We start from the raw sequence: 18,101 nt of genomic DNA, 5'->3' as shown, positions 1-18,101 counted from the left end.
TCGAGATTCATCTCGTCCCCCGCCCCGCCACCTCGCGCACCAGCGCCGCCAGCCGCTGGCCGTAGCGCTCCACCGAGTCGTCCTCCACCCGGCGCCGCGCGGAAAGCCCCATCGCCAGCCGGCGCTCTGGATCGGTGACGAGCGAGCCGAGAGCCGCGGCCAGCGCGTCGACGTCGCCCGGGTCGACCAGTACGCCGTCCACCCCATCGCGGACGATCTCGGGGACGGCGTTGATGCGCGTGGCCACCACCGGCAGCCCCGCCGCGGCCGCCTCCTGGAAGACGATCCCGAACGCCTCGCCGCGCGTGGGCATGGCGAAGAGGTCGGCCTCGCGCCAGAGCGCGTACCACGCCGGCGTGTAGGCGGCCACGCCGCGCCGGACCGCCACCCCCTCGGGGAGCGCGCCCTCGTCCAGCCGCCAGTCGGTCGCGAGCGTGAGCCGCGCGCTCGCCGCCAGCCCGCCCCTGCGCCACGCCTGCAGCAGCTCCCATCCACCCTTGCGCGGGAAGTCGCCCCCCATGAACAGCACGCGCACCGGGCCGCCGCCCGCGCGCCGCGCCCGCTCCCGGGCCCAGCCGGGGTCGAACCCCGCCAGCCGCACGGGAAAGTGCAGCACGTGCACCCGGCCGGCGGCCTCGGGGAGGCCGCGCGCCAGGTCGTCCGCCGCCCAGCGGCTGGTGGCGACGATCGCCGCGGCGGCGCGGAACACCGCCCGGTCGCGCGCGGCCCCCGGCGCGTGGTCCAGCCGCCCCAGCGCGCCCGCCGCCTCGCGCGCCGCCAGCGCCTGGGTGGCGTCGAGGGAGACGATCGCGGGCGTGCGGCGCATCCGGCGGACGCTGGCCCACGCCGCGGCCTGGGTGTGGAAGTGCAGCACGTCGAAGCGCTCCCCCCGCCGCTCCAGCGCCGCGATGCGCCGGGCCGCCAGCAGGCCGATGTGCAGCTCGCGGCGGAAGCGCGCCAGCAGCGCCGCCGCCAGCGCCGTCCCGCCGGGCGGCCCCGCGCAGAGCAGCCGCCGCACCACCCGCTCGGGGGTGGAGAGCGGGTCCGAGAGGAGCACGTGCACCGCCTCGATCCCGGGGTCGGCGGCCAGCGCCTCGGGCATCAGCCGCGCCAGGGTGGCGTGCCCCAGGAGCCCCGAGTTGACGAAGAGCGCGCGCAGGCGCCCCGCCCCGCTCACCGCGCCACGCAGCGCAGCAGCGCCATCGGCGAGCCCGCCACCGCGCCGGGGCGCAGCGGCCGCCCCAGCGAGGTCTCGAAGCGGTAGCCGTGGCCGGCGAGCAGCTCCACCAGCTCGGCCGGGCGCTCGCCGGCCTTCTCCAGCAGGTCCAGGTGCAGCTCCAGGAAGAGCACCGGCTTCTTCCGCGCCAGGAGCTCCCGCGCGCCGCGCAGCACCTCCAGCTCGTGCCCCTCCACGTCCACCTTCACCACGTCGGGGAAGACGCCCAGCCGCTCGCACTCGGCGTCGAGCGTCGTCATCTCCAGGTCGTGCGCCTGCACCCCCGGCGGCGGGGGATCGAAGCTGATGAAGCCCTTCGACGCGTCCACCCACGCGGGCCGCGTCCCCGCCGCGCGGGTGACGCCCGCCTCGCGGTAGCGGACCCGGTCCTCCAGGCCGTTCAGCGCCAGCATCCGCTCGCCCGCCCCGCGCAGCACGGGCGAGGGCTCGTACGCCACCGCCCTGTTGCCGGGGCGCGCCAGGCAGAACGCCGCCGCGAAGAGCCCGTGGTGCGCGCCCACGTCGAAGAGCGTCCCCCCGGTCTCCCGCGCCGCGCGCAGGAAGCCGTGCATCTCCTCCACCGAGTCGCCGTTGCCGCGGAAGTGGAACTCCACGTCGTCCACGGCCTCGGGGATCAGCCGCAGGGAGAGGCCCGCCGCCTCGGCCACGGGGACCCCCTGGGCGTCCGTGGCCACGCGCAGCCCGAAGTCCACCGCCGGCGGGGCGAAGCCGTACAGCCGCCCCCGCAGGCGCCGCTTGATCGCCTCCGGGAGCACCACGGCCGCCGCCTTCTTCAACGCGCGCAGGTTCATCGGGGGTCGAGCAGAGGCATCATCGACAGGCTCGTGGCCGGGCGACTCAAGTCGCGGCAACAACTGCAGGAAGCCTCGCAAACTGCGCGAGGCTGCGGGGCGAGCTTCCAGCCGCCAGGCGAGGTCCGGCTCGGGGGCTACCTTCGGCGCCGGCAGCTCGGGATCGGGCGTGAAGCGCGCGGGCGCAGCCCGCCAGTCCGCGCAGGCGGACTTCGTGTGGTTGTTGCGGCGAATTCATTCGCCCGGGGATCATCCCCGCCGGAGCCGGGGAAAGACGGAGGGGCCGTCGTCCACCGCGATCATCGTCTCCTCCGTCATCAGGTCCAGCTCTTCCAGCGCGCGGATGATCCGCGGGACGTCGCGCGTGGTGAGCGGGTCGCCGCAGGAGCCGTTGCGGATCGTCTCCACCTTGCGGTCCCGGTCCAGCACCAGGCTCCACCGCCGCGTCTCCAGGCTGTCCTTGCCTCCCCACGCCTGGCGGGCCAGCAGCACGTGGCAGCGGCCGTCCACCTGGGTGCGCTCGGCGAAGGCGGCGCGGCAGGAGCCGTCCGCGCGCAGTTCCAGCACGCCGATCACCTGGCGGGGCCCCGGCCGCTCCTCGCCGTGGACCCAGGTGATCCGCCCGTCACCCGTCGCGTCGGTCGTGTCGGTCGCGTCTCGCACTTCGCACCTCGCACTTCGCACCGTCAGCTCGCCGGCAGGAGCCGCACGCCCGCCAGCAGCCGCCGCACCCGGCCCGGGAGCGGGATCCCCGCGTAGAGCGGGCGCATCGCCCACAGGTACAGCACCGCCAGCGCGGGCGCCAGGGCGAGCGGCACCCACACCGCGCCGCGCGGCCCGAGCGACCCCACCGCGCCGCCCAGCACGAAGAGCCCGCCCGCGCGCAGGAGCCACGGCCCGGCCGCCGCGCGCCACACGTCGCCCGCGCCCAGGCCCGTGGTCCGCCGCACCAGCACGAGCCCCGCGGGCACCGCCACCAGCGCCGTGGAGAGCACCGTGGCCGCCGCCACGCCGGGGAGGCCGAAGGCGCGGCCGAGCAGCAGCGCCGCCCCCAGGTTCACCGCCCCCTGCGCCAGCGCCGCCCACCCCGCCTGCACCCGGGCGCCCAGCGTCCCCGCCGCGGTGAAGAGCGCGTGCCCCATGCTGTGCGACACCACCACCGCCGCCAGCAGCGCGTTCAGCGCCAGCCCGCCGAAGCGCGCCGGGCCCACCCAGAGCGACACGAACGACGGGTTGAAGGCCAGCACCCCGCACGCCACCGCCCCCGCGCCCAGCAGCGAGAGGCGGAAGAGCGACACCACCACCTCGCGCACCCGCTCCGGTCGGCCCTCGCCCTTCAGCTGCGCCAGCCCCACCAGCCCCGCGTCGGGGAGCTGCCAGCTCATCTGCATCCCCACGGCGCCCAGCTTGGCCGTCATGGCGAACACCACCGCCGCGGCCGGGCCCGCCACCGCCAGCACCACCATCGCGTCCGTGGCCGCCAGCAGCCGCCAGCCGAGCGCCGCCGTCCACCCGCCGAACCCCTGCGCCGCCATTGCCCGGAAAGTGGCCGCCGGCGGCAGCCGCCACCCCCGCAGCAGGTCGGGCGCCACCTTCGCCAGCCGCCCCAGGCAGGCCAGGCACACCACCAGCGGGGGGAGCACCGCGGCGGCGGCCAGCGCGTAGAGCCCGTAGCCGGCGAGGAGGAGCCCCGCCGTGAGCGCCACCGAGAGCGCCACCTGGACCAGCGAGACCACCCCCGCGAACGCCGCGTCCTGCAGCCCGATCAGCGCCGAGTAGAACGCCCGCAGGGGGAAGGCGGCCGCCATCCCCAGCAGCAGCAGCAGGAGCGGCCCCAGCGCCGCCGAGCGCTGCGCCTCGGTCAGGCGCACCAGGTCCGGCGCCACCTCGAGCGCCAGCGCCCCCAGCCCCGCGAAGGCGACCCCCGCCGCGAGCGCGAAGGCGAAGCCCGCCGCCAGCAGCGCGCGCACGCCATCGCGGTCGCGGCGGCCGTCGTGCTCGGCGATCAGCCAGGGGAGCACGCCCAGCACGCCCAGGTCCACCAGCGCCGAGTAGGCCAGCACCTCGCCGAAGGCCAGCCACACCCCGTACGCGTCGCTCCCCACGCGCGCCAGCACGAACGGCACCAGCGCGATCCCCGCGACCAGCGCCAGGCCGAACTGGAGGTACCCGAACGCGGCGGAGATCCCCGCCCGGCGCGTGCGGCTCACCGCGGGAGGTTCACGAAGGAGTCGGCGGAGCTCGAAAGGACGGTCAAGCGAGGATCGAACCGCGATGGGTGACTGCGAACGACGGGTGTGGGCGTGTCCCTCCGCTGCGCTCCGGGCCGGGCTGCGCGCGCGGTAGGGCACGATACGACCGTGCCCAACCGCGCCGGGCCACGGTCGCGCCAAACCCCACGGCGCGCCCGCGTCCCGGCCCTCCGGGCGCGCATCCCTCACGCGGGTTTCGTCGCGGCGCACCCGAAGCTCCGTAGGGGCGAGCCTGCGAGTCCGTCCAAAGCCGGCCCCCGGCACTTCGTTCGCCCGACGCGCCGGTTCCGGCAATGCGTCGTCGCGCGCGGCGCCGAGGTGTTTCCCCTCTACCGCGCAGCGGGGGAGGGGAGCGCGCCTCCGGCTGCGAGGAACAAGCAGCCGAGGCCGCACGGGGGAGGGGGCACCCGGCGGCTTCGCCGCCCGGAACGGGCGAGGCAGGCCTCGCCCCTACGGTCGCTGACGCGAGGACGCAGCGCCGGTGAGGGCCCCCGCCGCCGCGCCGAAGCCCGTCGCCCGCGACCCTGGGCACTGGGCACTGGGCACTGGGCACTGGGCACTGGGCACTGGGCACTAGGCACTGGGGTTCCGCCCGTACGCCTGCAGGTGCAGCCCCAGCGGCGACTCCGCCCCGCGCGGGACCAGCCGCCCCGCGCGCCAGACCGCCGTCCGCAGCGCGTTCGCCGCGGCGCGGGCCGCGCGGGGACCGGTCGTCACCAGCTCCGGCGCCGCCACCTCGACGCGGACGTCCGCGAACCCCGCGCGCTCCAGCGCCAGGCGCAGCGAGCGCGGGCCGAAGTGGCTCACGTGCACCAGGTTGTCGGCCACCGTGGGCCGGTAGCGGGGCCGGAGCCGCCCGCGCAGCTCCTCCTTCCAGAGCTGCACCCGCCCGTGCGGCACCTTCACCGCGATCCACCCGCCCGGCAGGAGCAGCGAGCGCGCCGCCTCCAGCACCGGCACGGGGTCGGGGATGTGCTCCAGCACGTCGACCAGCGTCACCGCGCCGTAGCGGCGCCCCCCGGCCGACAGCTCGCGCGCGTCGGCCCGGTGCACCGGCAGCCCCGTGGCGCGCGCCGCGAACGCCGAGCTGGCCGGGTTCAGCTCGATCCCCTCCGGGCGCCAGCCGCGCCGCCCGGCCAGGTGGATCAGCCGCCCCACGTGCGCGCCCAGGTCCAGCAGCGTGCGCCGCTCCGGGGGGACGCGCCGCTCCAGCGCCGCCAGCACCGTGCGGAAGATCAGGTCCTTGTAGCCCGCGCGGAAGTCGTTCTCCAGCCACTCCGCCGACCAGCGCTGGTCGTACATCCGCTCGAAGTAGCCGGGCAAGGACGGGAGCGCCTCCGGCTGCCCGAAGCCGCACCCCGCGCAGCGCACGATCCGGACGGTGGCGCCCGTGTAGCGCGCCAGCTCCGCGTCCTGATCCGCGAACTCGGGGAGGGAGAAGACGGCCGTGTGGACGGGCCGCAGCTCCGTCCCGCCGCACACCCAGCACGCACGGACAGGAGAAAAGCCCGCGTGCGGCGCGTCCGCCTCCGCGCTCCTCTCCACCGGCCGGACGTCGGCGCCCAAAAGCTAGTCCGCTCCTTCCACGATGTCCACGATCCGCCGCGCCATGTCGTCCCACGTCCACGCCCTGAGCGCCTCCGACGCGGCCAGCGCCGCCGCGCGGTGCGCCGCGATCCCCGCGCGCCAGGCCAGCAGCCGCTCCGCCAGCTCCCCCGCGTCGTCGGGATCGTCCAGCAGCAGCGCGCCCAGCGCCGCCGGGACGCGCTCCGCCACCCCCGCCGCGCGGCTCACGACGGCCGGCAGGCCGCAGCAGAGCGCCTCGTGCACCGCCAGCCCGTACGCCTCGTAGCGCGTCGGCGAAACGACGCCGTCCGAGGCCCAGAGCACGTCGCGCACGTCGGCGCGGAAGCCCAGGAAGCGCACCCGCTCGCCCAGCCGCTCGGCCGCCGCGCGCCGCTTCCACGCCTCCAGCTCGCCCCCCGCGCCCGCCACCAGCAGCCGCGCGTCCCACCCCGGCTCGCGCGCGGAGAGGTAGGCGAAGGCCTCGAAGAGCGTGTCGAACCCCTTCCGCCGGTCCCCCAGCGCGCCCACGAACGCGAGCGCCGGCCGCTCGTCGTGCAGCCGCAGCGCCCCGCGCGCCCGCTCCCGCTCCTCCGCCGACGGCGGGCGGAAGCGCTCCGCGTCGCTCCCGTAGTGGACCGCGTGCACCCGCTCCGGGTCGGCGCCGAGGAGCTCCACCGCGTGCAGCGCCGTCCGCTCCGAGTTGGCGAGCACCACCCGCGCGCGGGAGGCCACCGAGCGCTCGTCGCCGAGCGCCTTCCACCGCGCCGCGCGCTCCACCAGGCGCCGGACGGGGCGCCCGGCGATCGCCGGCCGGTACGCCGCGTGGACGTAGTGCAGCCAGGTGGCCTCGCCCGCGAAGTTCCCCCCGTTCGCCAGCGTGACCAGGGCGCGCGCGGGCCCCGTCCGGCTGGACGTCGCCCCGGAGAAGAACTTCGCCTGGTAGCTCCCGGCCCACGAGAGGAGCGGGAAGCCGAGCAGGTGCGACCCCAGCGGCCGCGGCACGCGGTGGACCACCACGTTCGGCATGACCGCCAGCTCCGGCTCCACCCGGTGCGCCACCAGGTGCGCCACCCGCCCCGAGCGCGCCAGGTACGAGGCGAGCGCGTGGTTGGCGGCGTCCATCCCCCCCGTCCGCGCGAAGTCCCCCGCCACGATCAGCCAGGGCGTCATGCGCATCCGGGGACGAAGAGCCCTGGCCGGGTCCCATACCGGTCAGACGCGAAGATCCTGGTAAAGTACCCTCTCCCGAAGTTGGGAGAGGGTGGCGGCTCCAAGGCCGCCGGGTGAGGGCCGCCCGGCGGAAGCTCCGAGCCGATCCTCATCTCCCGAAGATCGCCGGCGCCACGAGCTTCCGGGGCCCCGGGGCGGGCGCGGGCGCCGGCTCCGCGGCGCGCGCCTCCGCCTCGGCGGCGGCCAGGCCGGCGGCCCGGCGGCGGGCGTGACGGGCGGCGGCGAAGAGCGCGGCGTTCAGCAGCCAGAACTCCATCCCCGCCTGCGACAGGAAGATCGGGTAGCTGAAGGTGAGCGCCAGCGCCCCGATCCCGTGCGCCAGCACCACCACCCCCCAGAACGGCAGCTCCGGCGACCCCCTGGGCGCCGGCGAGCGCGCCACCCGCCACGCCAGCGCGAGCGCCAGCGCGAGCGCCAGCAGGTACGCCAGCAGCAGCGGCGCCCCCCCGTCCACGATCCACCCCGCCCACTGGATCTCCACCCACACGTCGGTGGAGGGCGCGAACGGGTCCGCCGGGCGCTCACCGCTCCCGAAGTAGGTGGCGATCATCCCCCAGCGCCCCAGCCCCGAGCCCAGCGGCGCCCGCGGGAGCGTCTTCGTGAACGCCTCCTCGAAGAAGTGGCCGCGCTCGCTGTAGTAGACGGCGCCCGGGCGGTCGCGCATCAGCGTGGCCATCCGCCGGCTCACCGAGGGGCCGGCCAGGCTCATCGCCGCCGCGTAGCCGCCCAGCGCCACCACCGCCACCGCCGTCACCAGCGTCAGCAGCCGCGCCGCGTCGCGCCGCCAGGCCAGGAGCCCCGCCACCACCAGTACCACCACCGCCGTCATCACCAGCACCGCGCGCACCTGCGACAGGTACAGCACCATCATCCCCACCGCCATGCTCCCCGTGCTGGCGGCCAGCATCAGCGGCTTCCTGCGGGTGAGGAAGAACCCGGTGCCGAAGAGCACCGCGTACAGCCCCGAGATCGCCGCGCCGCCGGGGACGTCGGTGAGCCCCATCGGGCGGAACACCTTCACCCCGCCGGCCGTGGTGATCATCAGCGTCTGCAGGTAGCCCTTCCCCTTGGCGGCCACGATCGCCGAGAGCGCGGGCTGCAGCTGGCCGGGGAAGTACACCTGCAGCACCCCCACCAGCGCGCTCAGGGTGTGGAACGCCCACAGGATGAGCGCCGCCTGCCGGATCACCTTCACGTCCAGGTCCAGCCGCGGCACCCAGAAGAGCGGGGCCAGCACCGCCGCGTAGAGCGCCGCGTGCGCCGTGCCCGCCACCGGCCCCACCGTGTCGGGGTGGAAGACGGCGAGCCCCAGCAGCAGGAGCACCGCCCCCGCCGCGAGCGAGGAGGGGTGCGCCGAGCCGCGGCCGCGCAGCAGCACCAGGAGCGCCAGGCTGCCCCCGAAGGCGGCCATGCGCACGAACATGCGCGCCTCGCCGATCCCCCCGGAGAGGAGCGCCAGCTGGCACCCCAGCAGGAAGACGATGAAGAGCTGCACCCACGGCGCCCGCCGCGGCTCGCGGTGCGGCAGCGGCGGCGGGGGGAAGCCCGGCCGGGGGAGCGCGTGCGCGCTCACAGCGGCCCCTCGCCGGGCGCGGCCCAGAGCTGGTGCGGCCAGGGGTCGCCGGCCGAGGCGCCGAGCGGGCGCAGCAGGGCGCGCGCGTCGGGCCGGCGGGCGTAGGCGGCGCGGCGGGTGGCCGCGGGCGAGTGGTCCAGGCTCCAGCCGCGGTACCCGGCGCGCGCGAACGCCGCCGCCACGTCGTCCGCCAGCGCGGCGCCGCGCGGGTGCAGCCCCGGGTGCAGCTCCACCAGCACGCGCCGGTAGCGCCCCCGCGCGAGCCCCGCGGCCATCCCGACGAGCGCCAGCTCCTCGGCTCCCTCGATGTCCATCTTCAGCAGGTCCACCCGTTCGGTTCCCAGCTCGTCCAGCACGCCGTCGATCGCGCGCCCCTCCACCTCGAAGCGCTCCGCCCCGGCCGCCCCGGCCACCAGCGACGAGAGCCCCCAGTTCCCCCCCGCGGGGTCGTGCCCCGCCAGGGTGAGCGTCCCCGCGCGGTCCGCCGCGGCCACGGGGAGCGCCGCCGCCCACCCGATCCCGTTCGCCGCCAGGTTGGCGCGCAGCAGGGCGAAGAGGCGCGGGTCCGGCTCCAGGGCCACCACCCGCCCCGCGGGCCCCACCCGGTGCGCGGCCAGCAGGGTGAAGTAGCCCCAGTTGGCGCCCACGTCCACGAACGTCGCGCCCGGGCGGAGCAGCGCGCCGAGCAGCGCCGTCTCCTGCGGCCCGTAGCGCCCGGTGAAGAACGCCTCGCGCGCGGTCACGTCGCGCAGGTCGCAGGCGAAGCGCCACCCGCCCGCCTCGCGCGGCAGCCGCGCCGCGAAGCGGTGGTCCCGGGGCAGCGCGTTCATCGCCCGGTAGCGCCCCGCCGGGAGCCGGCGGACGACCCGGGCGGCCGCGCGCAGCCACCCCGGCGCCTCCCCGAGCGCGCCCAGGTCGGGCTCACCGGGAAGGACCGGCGCCCCGGGCGAGGCTTCGTCTGCGTGCAAGCGGCTGTCGAGGACCGTCATCAGGGCACGAGAATCACTTCGTGGAGGCGAGGCCCGGAGGGGCGAATGAATTCGCTGCAACGACGACACGAAGTCCGCCTTCGCGGACTGGCGGGCTGCGCCCGCGCGCTTCGCGCCCGACACCTGCCCGCCGGCGCCCGAAGGCGGCCTCCGCGCCGAACCAGCCTGCGAAGGCAGGCTTCTCGCCGTTGTTGCCGCGGCTTCAGCCGCCCTTCCCGACCCCCACCCCTCACCCGCCCGGCTTCCGCCCGATCACCAGCACGTTGTCGGAGAGCCCCCGCGGCCACAGGCGCGAGATCCACCCCGGGTAGTGCCGCCCGGTCCCGGGGACCCGGCCGTTGCGCGTGTAGGCGACGGCCACCTCCTCCAGCCCGCACTCCGCCGCGATGCGCCTGAGGTCCACCTCCAGCAGCGCGGTGAGGTGCGCCGGGTAGCTCGAGTCGCGGAAGGCGTTGTGCTCGCCGCGCAGCAGCAGCGTGGCGCGGCTCAGCAGCGAGAGCTGGTTGGGCGTGGTGACCGCCACCCACCCGCCCGGCCGGGCCAGGCGCGCCAGCGCGCGCACGAACGCCCGCGGGTTCTCCAGGTGCTCGATCGTCTCCACCGCCGCCACCACGTCCGCCGAGCCCGCGGGCAGCGGGACCTCGCCCGCGTCCAGGTCCGCCAGGCGCAGCTCGCCCTCGGCCGGGAAGCCGTCGTAGCGCACCGCGTCGACCCCCACGTAGCGGTCGAAGCGCCCGCGCAGGTACGGCCAGAGGCCGCCGCTCCCGCACCCCACGTCCACCAGCGTCCCGCCCCCCGGGTGCCGCGCGGAGACGGCCTCGGCCACCAGACGGTAGATGGCGTCGCCGCTCGTGCCCCGGCTGCGGCGGGCGCGCTCCTCGACGTTGGGGGAAGACGGTCTCACGCGGCGCGCTCCTTCACGACGCCGGCCAGGATCGCGTGCAGGCGCCCCATCTGCCGCGCGGGGCCGCAGAGCGCCGCCGCGCGCGCCGGGCCCGCGGCGCCGAGCCGGGCGCGCAGCCCGGGATCGGCGATCAGCCGCCCGAGCGCGTCCGCGAGCGCCCGGGGGTCGCGCGGCGGCACCCGGACGCCGCAGGAGGGGTCGACCACCTCGCGCGCGCCGCCGGAGTCGGCCGCCACCACCGGGAGGCCCGCGTACAGCGCCTCCACGAACGCGATCCCGAACGGCTCCGGCCCGTGGTTCGGCTGGCAGTGGACGTCGGCCGCGGCCAGCAGGCGGGGGACGTCGGCGCGCTGGCCGGCGAACACCACCCGGTCGGCGATCCCCAGCCGCCCGGCGAGCGCCCGCAGCCCGGCCGCGTACGCCGCTTCCGCCGGCCGCTGCGCGCCGCCCGCCATCCAGCACCTCCAGGGGAGGTCCCGCAGGCGGGCGAGCGCCTCCAGGTGGGTGGCGTGGCCCTTCCACTCCTCCATCCGGCTCGCCTGCACCACCACGACCTCGTCGGGCGCGGTCCCCAGCTCCCGGCGGACCTCCTCGCGGGCGGAGCCGAGGCCGGGGGGCGGCGGCGGGACGGGGTAGTACACCACCTCCGAGGGCGCGTGCGGGAAGAGCGCCGGCAGCGTGTCCCGCGCGAAGCCGCTGCAGCAGAGCGCCAGGTCCGGCGGCGCGCGCATCGCCAGGCGGTCCACCCGCGTCGGCGCGCCGATGGCGTCGTGGAGCCAGAAGACCAGGGGCACCCCCCGCCGCCGCGCGTGCCGGGCGGCGATGGCGTGGCTCCAGGTCGAGTGGCAGACGACGACGTCCACCGGGGACCGCTCCAGCAGCCGGGCGAGGCGGTAGCGCGCGCGCAGCACCGTCCACGGGCGGCTGAGCCGCGCGGCGCCCAGGATCTCGGGCGGCGTCCCGGCCTCGCGCAGCTCGCGCGCGAGGCGGCCCTCGAAGAAGAGCGCGAAGCGGGGCTCCAGCCCCGGCGCCAGGGCCCGGCGGCGCGCGAGGGTGGCGAGCATCGCCTCCACGCCGCCGTACAGGTTCCCCGCGTAGACGTGCAGCACGCGCATCGTCATCGCCCCGGCAGCGAGCGGTAGACGGGCGCCACCTCGGCGGCCAGGCGCGCGCGGTCGAACTCCCGCTCCGCCTTCGCCCGCCCCGCCGCGCCCAGGCGCGCCCGCAGCCCCGCGTCCTGCGCCAGGCGCCGGATCGCCCCGGCGAGCGCCGCCGCGTCGCCCGGCGGCACCGCCAGCGCATCGCGGCCGTCGTCCACCAGCTCCGCCGCGCCCCCCGCCGCGCTGACGACGACGGGCCGCGCGCACGCCATCGCCTCCGCGATCACCAGGCCGAACGGCTCGGGCTGCGTGCTGGCGTGGACGACCGCGTCCAGCGCGCGCATCGCCGCCGCCGGGTCGTCCACGAAGCCGGTGAAGCCGACGCGGTCCGCGATCCCCAGCTCCGCCGCCCGCCGCCGCAGCGCTGCGACGTCCACCTCGCTCCCCGCCGTGCCGTAGATCGCCCCGCCCACCACGTAGGCGCGCACCGGCGGCTCCGGCGGGAGGCGCGAGACCGCGTCGAGGAAGACCGCGTGCCCCTTCCAGACGCCCAGCGTCGCCACCAGGCCCACCGCGACCGTCCCCGGCGGCTCCGGCGCCATCCCCGCCCGCTCGTGCAGCGGCAGGCGCGGCCCGGCGGGCGCGAAGCGGGCCAGGTCGACGGCGTTGCGCACCACGTGCACCCGCAGGCCGGCGCCGCAGGCCGCGCGCAGGTCGTCGCGCACGCTGGCCGAGACGGCGAGCGCCGCCGAGCAGCGGCCCGCCAGGCGGCGCATCAGCGACGACATCACCCGGCGCCCGCCCACGTAGTCGTGCACGTGCCAGACGAGCCGGGCCCCGCGGGGGAGCGCCAGCGCGCCCAGCACGTGCACCTTGAAGCCGTTGGTGTGGACCACGTCCGGCCCGATCCGCCCGAGGAGGCGCCGCAGCCGGCGCGCCCAGCCGAGCGCCCCCGGCGCGGCCGCGGCGAGCGACGCCGCCAGCGCGAGCCGCGGTCCGCCGCCCGCGTCACCGGCGCGCGCCAGGGCGGGCGGGAACGGCAGGAGGTGGACGTGGGCGCCGAGCGCGGCGGCCGCGCGGGAGAGCGGCCCCTCGGCGGGGCAGACCAGGTGCCGCTCCCACCCCGGCTCCGCGACACCCAGGCTCGCCAGCAGGTCCAGCAGCACGCGCTCGGCCCCGCCGGCCTGCCCCGACGCCGAGAGGAAGGCGACCTTCACCGCGCTAGGGAGTGGGGAGAGACGGAGGGCCTACGCCGCGCCCTGCAGCGACGCCACCGCCGCCGCGGGCACCGTCCCGGCGGGCGCCGGCTCGGCCGACGCCGGTTCGGCCGGGGAGGGCTCCGGCGCGCCGGCGAGACCCCTGGCGAGCCAGGCGCCCACCGCGCCGGCCAAGGTGTGCAGCGTGCGGCCGGGCGCGTGGGTGGCGGCCGGGTCCGCCGGGTCGCACCAGCCGCGCAGCACCCAGGGGTCCGCCCCGGGGCCGGGGACGGGGAACTCCACCTTCCAGGCCCGCGCCGCCCGGGCGGCGGGAAGCCCGTCGCGCCCGCCGTCGGGCGAGCTCTCGCGGCAGAAGGCCAGGTCCACGAAGCCCAGCTCCTCGGCGTTGTCGGACAGGATGGCGCGCAGGGCCTCCACGCTCTCGGCCAGCGCGATCACGTGCGCCACGTCGCGGGCGTGGATCTGGTCGCGGATGCTGCGCCGCACGCGCCCCACCCCCGAGGTCACCACCACGCCCGCCTCCACGAACTCGTGGTAGCCCAGGCGCTTGATCCCAAACATCAGCAGCGCCGTGCACGCCGCCGCCCCGGCCACCGCCGTGGCGGCCACGATCCCGGGCGGCGCGAAGGCCAGCACCACGCCCACCATCGCCAGCCCCGCCGCCACCAGGAAGAGGAGCACCACGGCGCGCGTGTGGGTGAGCCCGATCGCCACCAGCCGGTGGTGCAGGTGCCGCTCGTCGGCCCCGAAGATCGGGCGCCCGCGCAGCCAGCGGCGCAGGATGGCCAGCAGCGTGTCGAGGAGCGGGAGGGCGAGGACCAGGACGGGGACCACGGCCAGCACGGCCGCCGCGCTCTTGGTGGAGCCGTGCACCGAGAGCACCGCCAGCATGAAGCCCACGAACAGGCTCCCCGAGTCGCCCAGGAAGATGCGCGCGGGGCGCACGTTGTAGCGCAGGAAGCCCAGTAGCGCCCCGGCCAGCGCCGCGCAGACCACGGCCACCTCGGCGTTGCCCAGGATGGCCGAGACCGCGCAGGTGGTGGAGAGCGCCACCAGCGCGATCCCCGTGGCCAGGCCGTCCAGCCCGTCGATCAGGTTGAAGGCGTTGGTGACGCCCACCACCCAGAGCAGGGTGAGCGGGAGCGAGAGGAGCCCCAGCTCCACCGCCGCCCCGCCCACGCTCAGCTGCTCGATGCGGAAGCCGAACGCCCACGCCGCCAGCGCGGCCAGGCACTGCGCCAGCAGCTTGTAGACGGGGCGCAGGTCGCGCAGGTCGTCCACCAGCCCCGCGGCGAAGAGGAGCCACCCCGCCACCAGCACCCCGCCGAAGAAGCGCAGCGACTCGGGGCTCGGCTGCAGGTCGGGCGCGGCCAGCGGCGCCGACGTCAGCACCCCCGCCGACATGGCGATGCACACCGCCACCCCGCCCAGGCGCGGCACCGGCCTGCGCTGCACCCCCGCCTTCACCCGCGCGTGCCCGTAGACGCCGCGCGCGACCGAGAACCGGACCACCGCCGGGGTCACCAGCAGCGCCGTGAGCGCGGACAGCAGGAAGGCGATCGCGAGGTCGGCCACGTGAATTCGGGTACGGCGGAGGAACGCAAGGCGGCGCGAAGGCCGGATGCTCCTCGGACGGTGGGCCAGCTTGTGGGGGGCGGCAGGACTTCGGGGTGGGACGAACCCTGGACCGACGCGTATGAGAGTAGCCGAAAACCCGCGCCGGGTCAAGTAGGAACCCCAGGGGACATCGCGCTCCACCGGCCTCCGCACGCCCCGACGGCAGCACCCTCGCTACAGCGAACGATCAGCGAACCACCCTCACCTTTCACGCCCGCTCTCCCTCCCCCTCAACCCCGATGTGTTTCGCGGGGGCGGGTCTGCGAGTCCGAGCACGGGCAGCACTGGGCGCAGAGGCCGCCTGCCGCACACGGGCCGGCGTCCGCCGGTCGAGGCATACCCCGCCCCTGCGAAACGCCGCCCGGAGTCGCAAGAGCCGCCGCCGCGCCGATGTCCGGCACTTTCGCGCTTCGCACTCACGCACTCACGTATGGATCGTGACCGGCACGTACCGACGCCGTATGCGGCCCCTCCAGCCTCTGATCCCGTTGCACCGGGGCTGCGGCGGAGGCCGGAACAACGAGGCACGGCAATGGAGATCGCCTGGCCCGTATCTTTCGGGGGGCGAGGTTCGAAGGGTGGGGCCCACCCGGACTTTCTCCAGCCCCGCGTGCACGCACCCACACACCGGTATCAGTGGCTCAGCCCCTGGAGCAGGCGAATGCATCGCGACCGCGAACCCGCCGAGATGGTGGAAGGCTCGAATCGTTCCGGAGACGCCGGCGTCGATGCGGCGGTGAGGCGGACCCAGAAGATCCCCACCGGCGTGGATGGCCTGGACCGAATCCTCGAAGGGGGCCTGCCGAAGCGGGAGATCTACCTCGTCCAGGGCGAGCCCGGCACCGGCAAGACCACCTTCGGCCTCCAGTTCCTGCTCGCGGGCCGTGATCTGGGCGAGACCGGCCTCTTCATTACGCTCACGCAGCGCGAGGCAGACCTCCAGGACACCGCCGCGTCGCACGGGTGGTCCCTGGAGGGACTCCACGTCCATCAGCTCAAGGGGCCGGGTACCGCCCAGGGGCGCATGGAGGATCAGGCCCTCTTCCCGACGGGCGACGTCGAGCTCACGGAAGTCATGGGCGAGGTCCTGGAAGTGTTCGAGCGCGTTCGTCCCGGGCGGGTGGTGTTCGACGCCATCGCGGAGCTCCGCCTCCTCGCCAACGATCCCACGCGCTTCCAGCAACAGATCTTCGCCCTGAGGGAGCTGTTCGCCACCTCCGGCGCCACGGTGGTCTTCCTCGACACGCAGCCGCAGTCACGCGGAACGCGCGAGATGGAGCACATCGCCCACGGGGTCATCCTCCTCGAGCACACGTTGACGCGGTTCGGCAACGCGCAACGACGCCTCCGGGTGCTGAAGATGCGTGGGATGGGCTACGGCGAGGGGCTGCACGACTGCCGCATCCAGCCGGGCGGGTTCGTCGTCTTCCCGCGTCTGCTGCCGGGCGAGGAGAGCACCCACGAGGGGAAGCTGCTCGAAAGCGGCGTGGAGATGCTCGACAACCTGGTCGGCGGCGGGCTCGCCGAGGGGACCTCCTGCCTCTTCGTCGGCCCTTCCGGCGCGGGAAAGAGCTCGGTCGCCACCCTGTACGCCTGTGCGGCTGCCGAGCGGGGCGAGCGCTCGGCAGCCTTCCTCTTCGAAGAGCGGCCCGAAACCTTCATCCGCCGTTCCGAGAGCCTCGGGATGCCGGTCCGCTCCCACCTCGACTCGGGCATGATGCTGATCCGCCCGATCAATACCGCCGAGCTCTCGCCGGGCGAGTTCGCCGAGCGCGTGCGACAGCAGGTGCAGGAGCGCGGAGTGCGCGTGGTCACGATCGACAGCCTCACCGGCTATATCAGCGCGATGCCGGACGAGCAGATGCTCCTCACGCAGATGCACGACCTCCTCCACTACCTGAGCGGGCAGGGCGTGCTCACGATCCTGGTGGTCGCCCAGCACGGGATCGTCGGCTCCACCCTGGCCGGCCCGATCGACGTGAGCTACCTCGCGGACGCGGTGCTGCTCTTCCGCCACTTCGAGGCCAACGGCGAGATCCGGCGCGCGGTCTCCGTGTTCAAGAAGCGCTACGGCGATCACGAGAAGATGATCCGCGAGCTCCTGATCACCGGAGGTGGCATCCAGGTCGGCGAGCCGCTCCGCGGCTTCCGGGGTCTCCTCACCGGGAACCCCGCGGTCCTGGACACCGCGGCCAGGCGGTCGTGACGGGGCAGGCACATCCCACCGAGCCCTCCGCCGCGGCGGCCACGGAGCGCAACGCGGTGGAGAGACGCGTTCTGATCCTGGCGCCGATCGGGCGGACCGCGCCGCTCGTCCGTGACATCCTCACCGGCGCGGGGTTCGCCTGCGAGGTTTGCGCGACCATGGCGGAGCTCTGCAGCGAGATCGACCGTGGCGCCGGCGCCGCGCTGCTCCTCGCGGAGGCGCTCTCGGCCGAGGGCGACGCCCGCAGGTTCGCCGCGGCACTCCAGGCCCAGCCCGACTGGTCCGACCTGCCGGTCACCGTCTTCGTGGCCGACCTGGAGCGCACCGCGCCGTGGTTTCGCGATCTGGCGAAGCTCATGCCCGGCCGCAGCATCGTCATCCTCGAGCGGCCCATCCGCGCCGCCGCTCTGATCTCCCTGATGGCGTCCCTGCTCCAGGCCCGCGCGCGCCAGTGCGAGGTGCGGGACCTCGTGATCGAGCTTGGCCGGGCCCGCCGCGAGGCCGAAGCGGCGAACCTCGGCAAGAGCGAGTTCCTGGCCGTCATGAGCCACGAGCTGCGTACGCCGCTGACTGCGATCATCGGGTTCAGCGATCTGCTCTACGACGAGATTTCCGGCCCGCTCACGGAGGTCTCGAAGCGACAGGTCGAGCGCATCCGCAAGAGCGCGTGGCACCTGCTCGGCCTCATCGAGGACATCCTGGCCCACGCTCGCATCGAAGCGGGCAAGGAGGAGTTCAGGATCGAGCTCGTGAGCGCCACCGAGCTCGCTCAGGCCGCGGCAGCGCTCGTCGAGCCACTCGCGGCCAAGAAGGGCCTGGCGCTCCGGACCAGCGTGCCGGAGGACCGTGTCACGATCCACACCGACGCCCGGAAGGTCCACCAGATCCTCCTCAATCTGCTGAGTAACGCGATCAAGTTCACGGACCGGGGTGAAGTCGCGCTCCTGCTGGCGCACGCGCCCGACGGTGGGGTGATCTTCCGGGTGCGGGATACCGGGAGCGGGATCGCTCCAGCGCACCTGGAGACGGTCTTCCAGCCCTTCGAGCAGGTCGATCCCTCTCTGACGCGACGGCAGCAGGGCACCGGGCTGGGTCTCGGCGTCAGCCGCAAACTGGCGCAGCAGCTCGGCGGGGAGCTGTCCGTGGAGAGCGAGCTGGGGGTGGGGAGCACCTTCACGCTCCGGCTGCCGGCCGGTCCGACGACGCCTTCGGCAGGCGAGAGGGCGTCCTGAGTCGTCTGCACGCCCCGTGTCACGGTCCCGGATCCGACCCGAAGTATCATCCTCGGTTATTCACGAAGCTCGGGACATTCGCCGTGCGGCTTTGCGGTCGCTGTCGGAGAGGGCCGTCGGGCGAGAGGTGTGTCTCAGGAGCACGACGCCCCTTTCCCCACGGGTGACCGGGAGGAGGCTCGGCGTC

At 75.8% G+C, this 18,101-nt stretch carries 14 protein-coding genes; 2 read left to right on the top strand and 12 right to left on the bottom strand.

All coding sequences use genetic code 11. The features are described 5' to 3' along the window. Window positions 1-7 precede the first annotated feature (7 nt). The 12 genes from VF746_21165 to VF746_21110 form a co-directional block, all read right to left on the bottom strand. Window positions 8-1,177, bottom strand: a complete 1,170-nt coding sequence (locus VF746_21165; GenBank protein ID HEX8694934.1) for a glycosyltransferase family 4 protein — start codon at window positions 1,175-1,177, stop codon at window positions 8-10. After that, on the bottom strand, window positions 1,174-2,028 hold the full coding sequence (locus tag VF746_21160) for an FkbM family methyltransferase (protein ID HEX8694933.1): 855 nt from the start codon (window positions 2,026-2,028) through the stop codon (window positions 1,174-1,176). Before VF746_21160 ends, VF746_21165 begins: the two co-directional genes overlap by 4 nt. Before the next feature lie 249 nt (window positions 2,029-2,277). After that, on the bottom strand, window positions 2,278-2,691 hold the full coding sequence (locus VF746_21155; protein HEX8694932.1) for a hypothetical protein: 414 nt from the start codon (window positions 2,689-2,691) through the stop codon (window positions 2,278-2,280). A 23-nt stretch (window positions 2,692-2,714) separates the two neighbouring features. Further along, complete coding sequence (locus tag VF746_21150) at window positions 2,715-4,238, bottom strand: hypothetical protein (protein HEX8694931.1); 1,524 nt, start codon at window positions 4,236-4,238, stop codon at window positions 2,715-2,717. Window positions 4,239-4,853: 615 nt separating this feature from the next. Further along, window positions 4,854-5,846 carry a class I SAM-dependent methyltransferase gene (locus tag VF746_21145; GenBank protein HEX8694930.1) on the bottom strand — a complete coding sequence of 331 codons (993 nt, stop codon included), beginning with the start codon at window positions 5,844-5,846 and terminating at the stop codon, window positions 4,854-4,856. Between the two features lie 3 nt (window positions 5,847-5,849). Continuing rightward, window positions 5,850-7,016, bottom strand: a complete 1,167-nt coding sequence (locus tag VF746_21140) for a glycosyltransferase family 4 protein (GenBank protein ID HEX8694929.1) — start codon at window positions 7,014-7,016, stop codon at window positions 5,850-5,852. Between the two features lie 148 nt (window positions 7,017-7,164). Continuing rightward, window positions 7,165-8,649 carry a hypothetical protein gene (locus VF746_21135; GenBank protein HEX8694928.1) on the bottom strand — a complete coding sequence of 495 codons (1,485 nt, stop codon included), beginning with the start codon at window positions 8,647-8,649 and terminating at the stop codon, window positions 7,165-7,167. Continuing rightward, the gene (locus VF746_21130) at window positions 8,646-9,617 is read right to left on the bottom strand and encodes an FkbM family methyltransferase (protein HEX8694927.1); all 972 of its coding nucleotides are present in this window, start codon (window positions 9,615-9,617) and stop codon (window positions 8,646-8,648) included. Before VF746_21130 ends, VF746_21135 begins: the two co-directional genes overlap by 4 nt. Window positions 9,618-9,867: 250 nt before the next feature. Continuing rightward, on the bottom strand, window positions 9,868-10,542 hold the full coding sequence (locus VF746_21125; protein ID HEX8694926.1) for a class I SAM-dependent methyltransferase: 675 nt from the start codon (window positions 10,540-10,542) through the stop codon (window positions 9,868-9,870). Beyond that, on the bottom strand, window positions 10,539-11,663 hold the full coding sequence (locus tag VF746_21120) for a glycosyltransferase family 4 protein (GenBank protein ID HEX8694925.1): 1,125 nt from the start codon (window positions 11,661-11,663) through the stop codon (window positions 10,539-10,541). Before VF746_21120 ends, VF746_21125 begins: the two co-directional genes overlap by 4 nt. Then, window positions 11,660-12,859, bottom strand: coding sequence for a glycosyltransferase family 4 protein (locus VF746_21115; protein ID HEX8694924.1), 1,200 nt, complete (start codon window positions 12,857-12,859; stop codon window positions 11,660-11,662). The genes VF746_21120 and VF746_21115 overlap by 4 nt, the downstream gene beginning before the upstream one ends. Before the next feature lie 30 nt (window positions 12,860-12,889). After that, on the bottom strand, window positions 12,890-14,434 hold the full coding sequence (locus VF746_21110; GenBank protein ID HEX8694923.1) for an MraY family glycosyltransferase: 1,545 nt from the start codon (window positions 14,432-14,434) through the stop codon (window positions 12,890-12,892). Window positions 14,435-15,137: 703 nt separating this feature from the next. On the opposite strand from VF746_21110, the gene VF746_21105 reads away from it, so the two are divergent. Further along, window positions 15,138-16,682, top strand: a complete 1,545-nt coding sequence (locus tag VF746_21105; protein ID HEX8694922.1) for an ATPase domain-containing protein — start codon at window positions 15,138-15,140, stop codon at window positions 16,680-16,682. Between the two features lie 56 nt (window positions 16,683-16,738). Further along, window positions 16,739-17,914: an ATP-binding protein gene (locus VF746_21100; GenBank protein ID HEX8694921.1), complete on the top strand. Its 1,176-nt coding sequence runs from the start codon at window positions 16,739-16,741 to the stop codon at window positions 17,912-17,914. The last annotated feature ends 187 nt before the right edge of the window (window positions 17,915-18,101 follow it).

The sequence above is a fragment of the Longimicrobium sp. genome, assembly GCA_036389795.1.
Lineage (GTDB): Bacteria > Gemmatimonadota > Gemmatimonadetes > Longimicrobiales > Longimicrobiaceae > Longimicrobium.
The sequence above is the reverse complement of the archived record's forward strand: the minus strand, read 5'-3'. Positions and strand labels throughout refer to the sequence as shown.

Bases quoted from the DNA above. Each gene is read 5' to 3' on its own strand.
- VF746_21160 (HEX8694933.1), bottom strand. From the start codon at position 2,028: ATGAACCTGCGCGCGTTGAAGAAGGCGGCGGCCGTGGTGCTCCCGGAG.
- VF746_21140 (HEX8694929.1), bottom strand. From the start codon at position 7,016: ATGACGCCCTGGCTGATCGTGGCGGGGGACTTCGCGCGGACGGGGGGG.
- VF746_21120 (HEX8694925.1), bottom strand. From the start codon at position 11,663: ATGACGATGCGCGTGCTGCACGTCTACGCGGGGAACCTGTACGGCGGC.
- VF746_21105 (HEX8694922.1), top strand. From the start codon at position 15,138: ATGCATCGCGACCGCGAACCCGCCGAGATGGTGGAAGGCTCGAATCGT.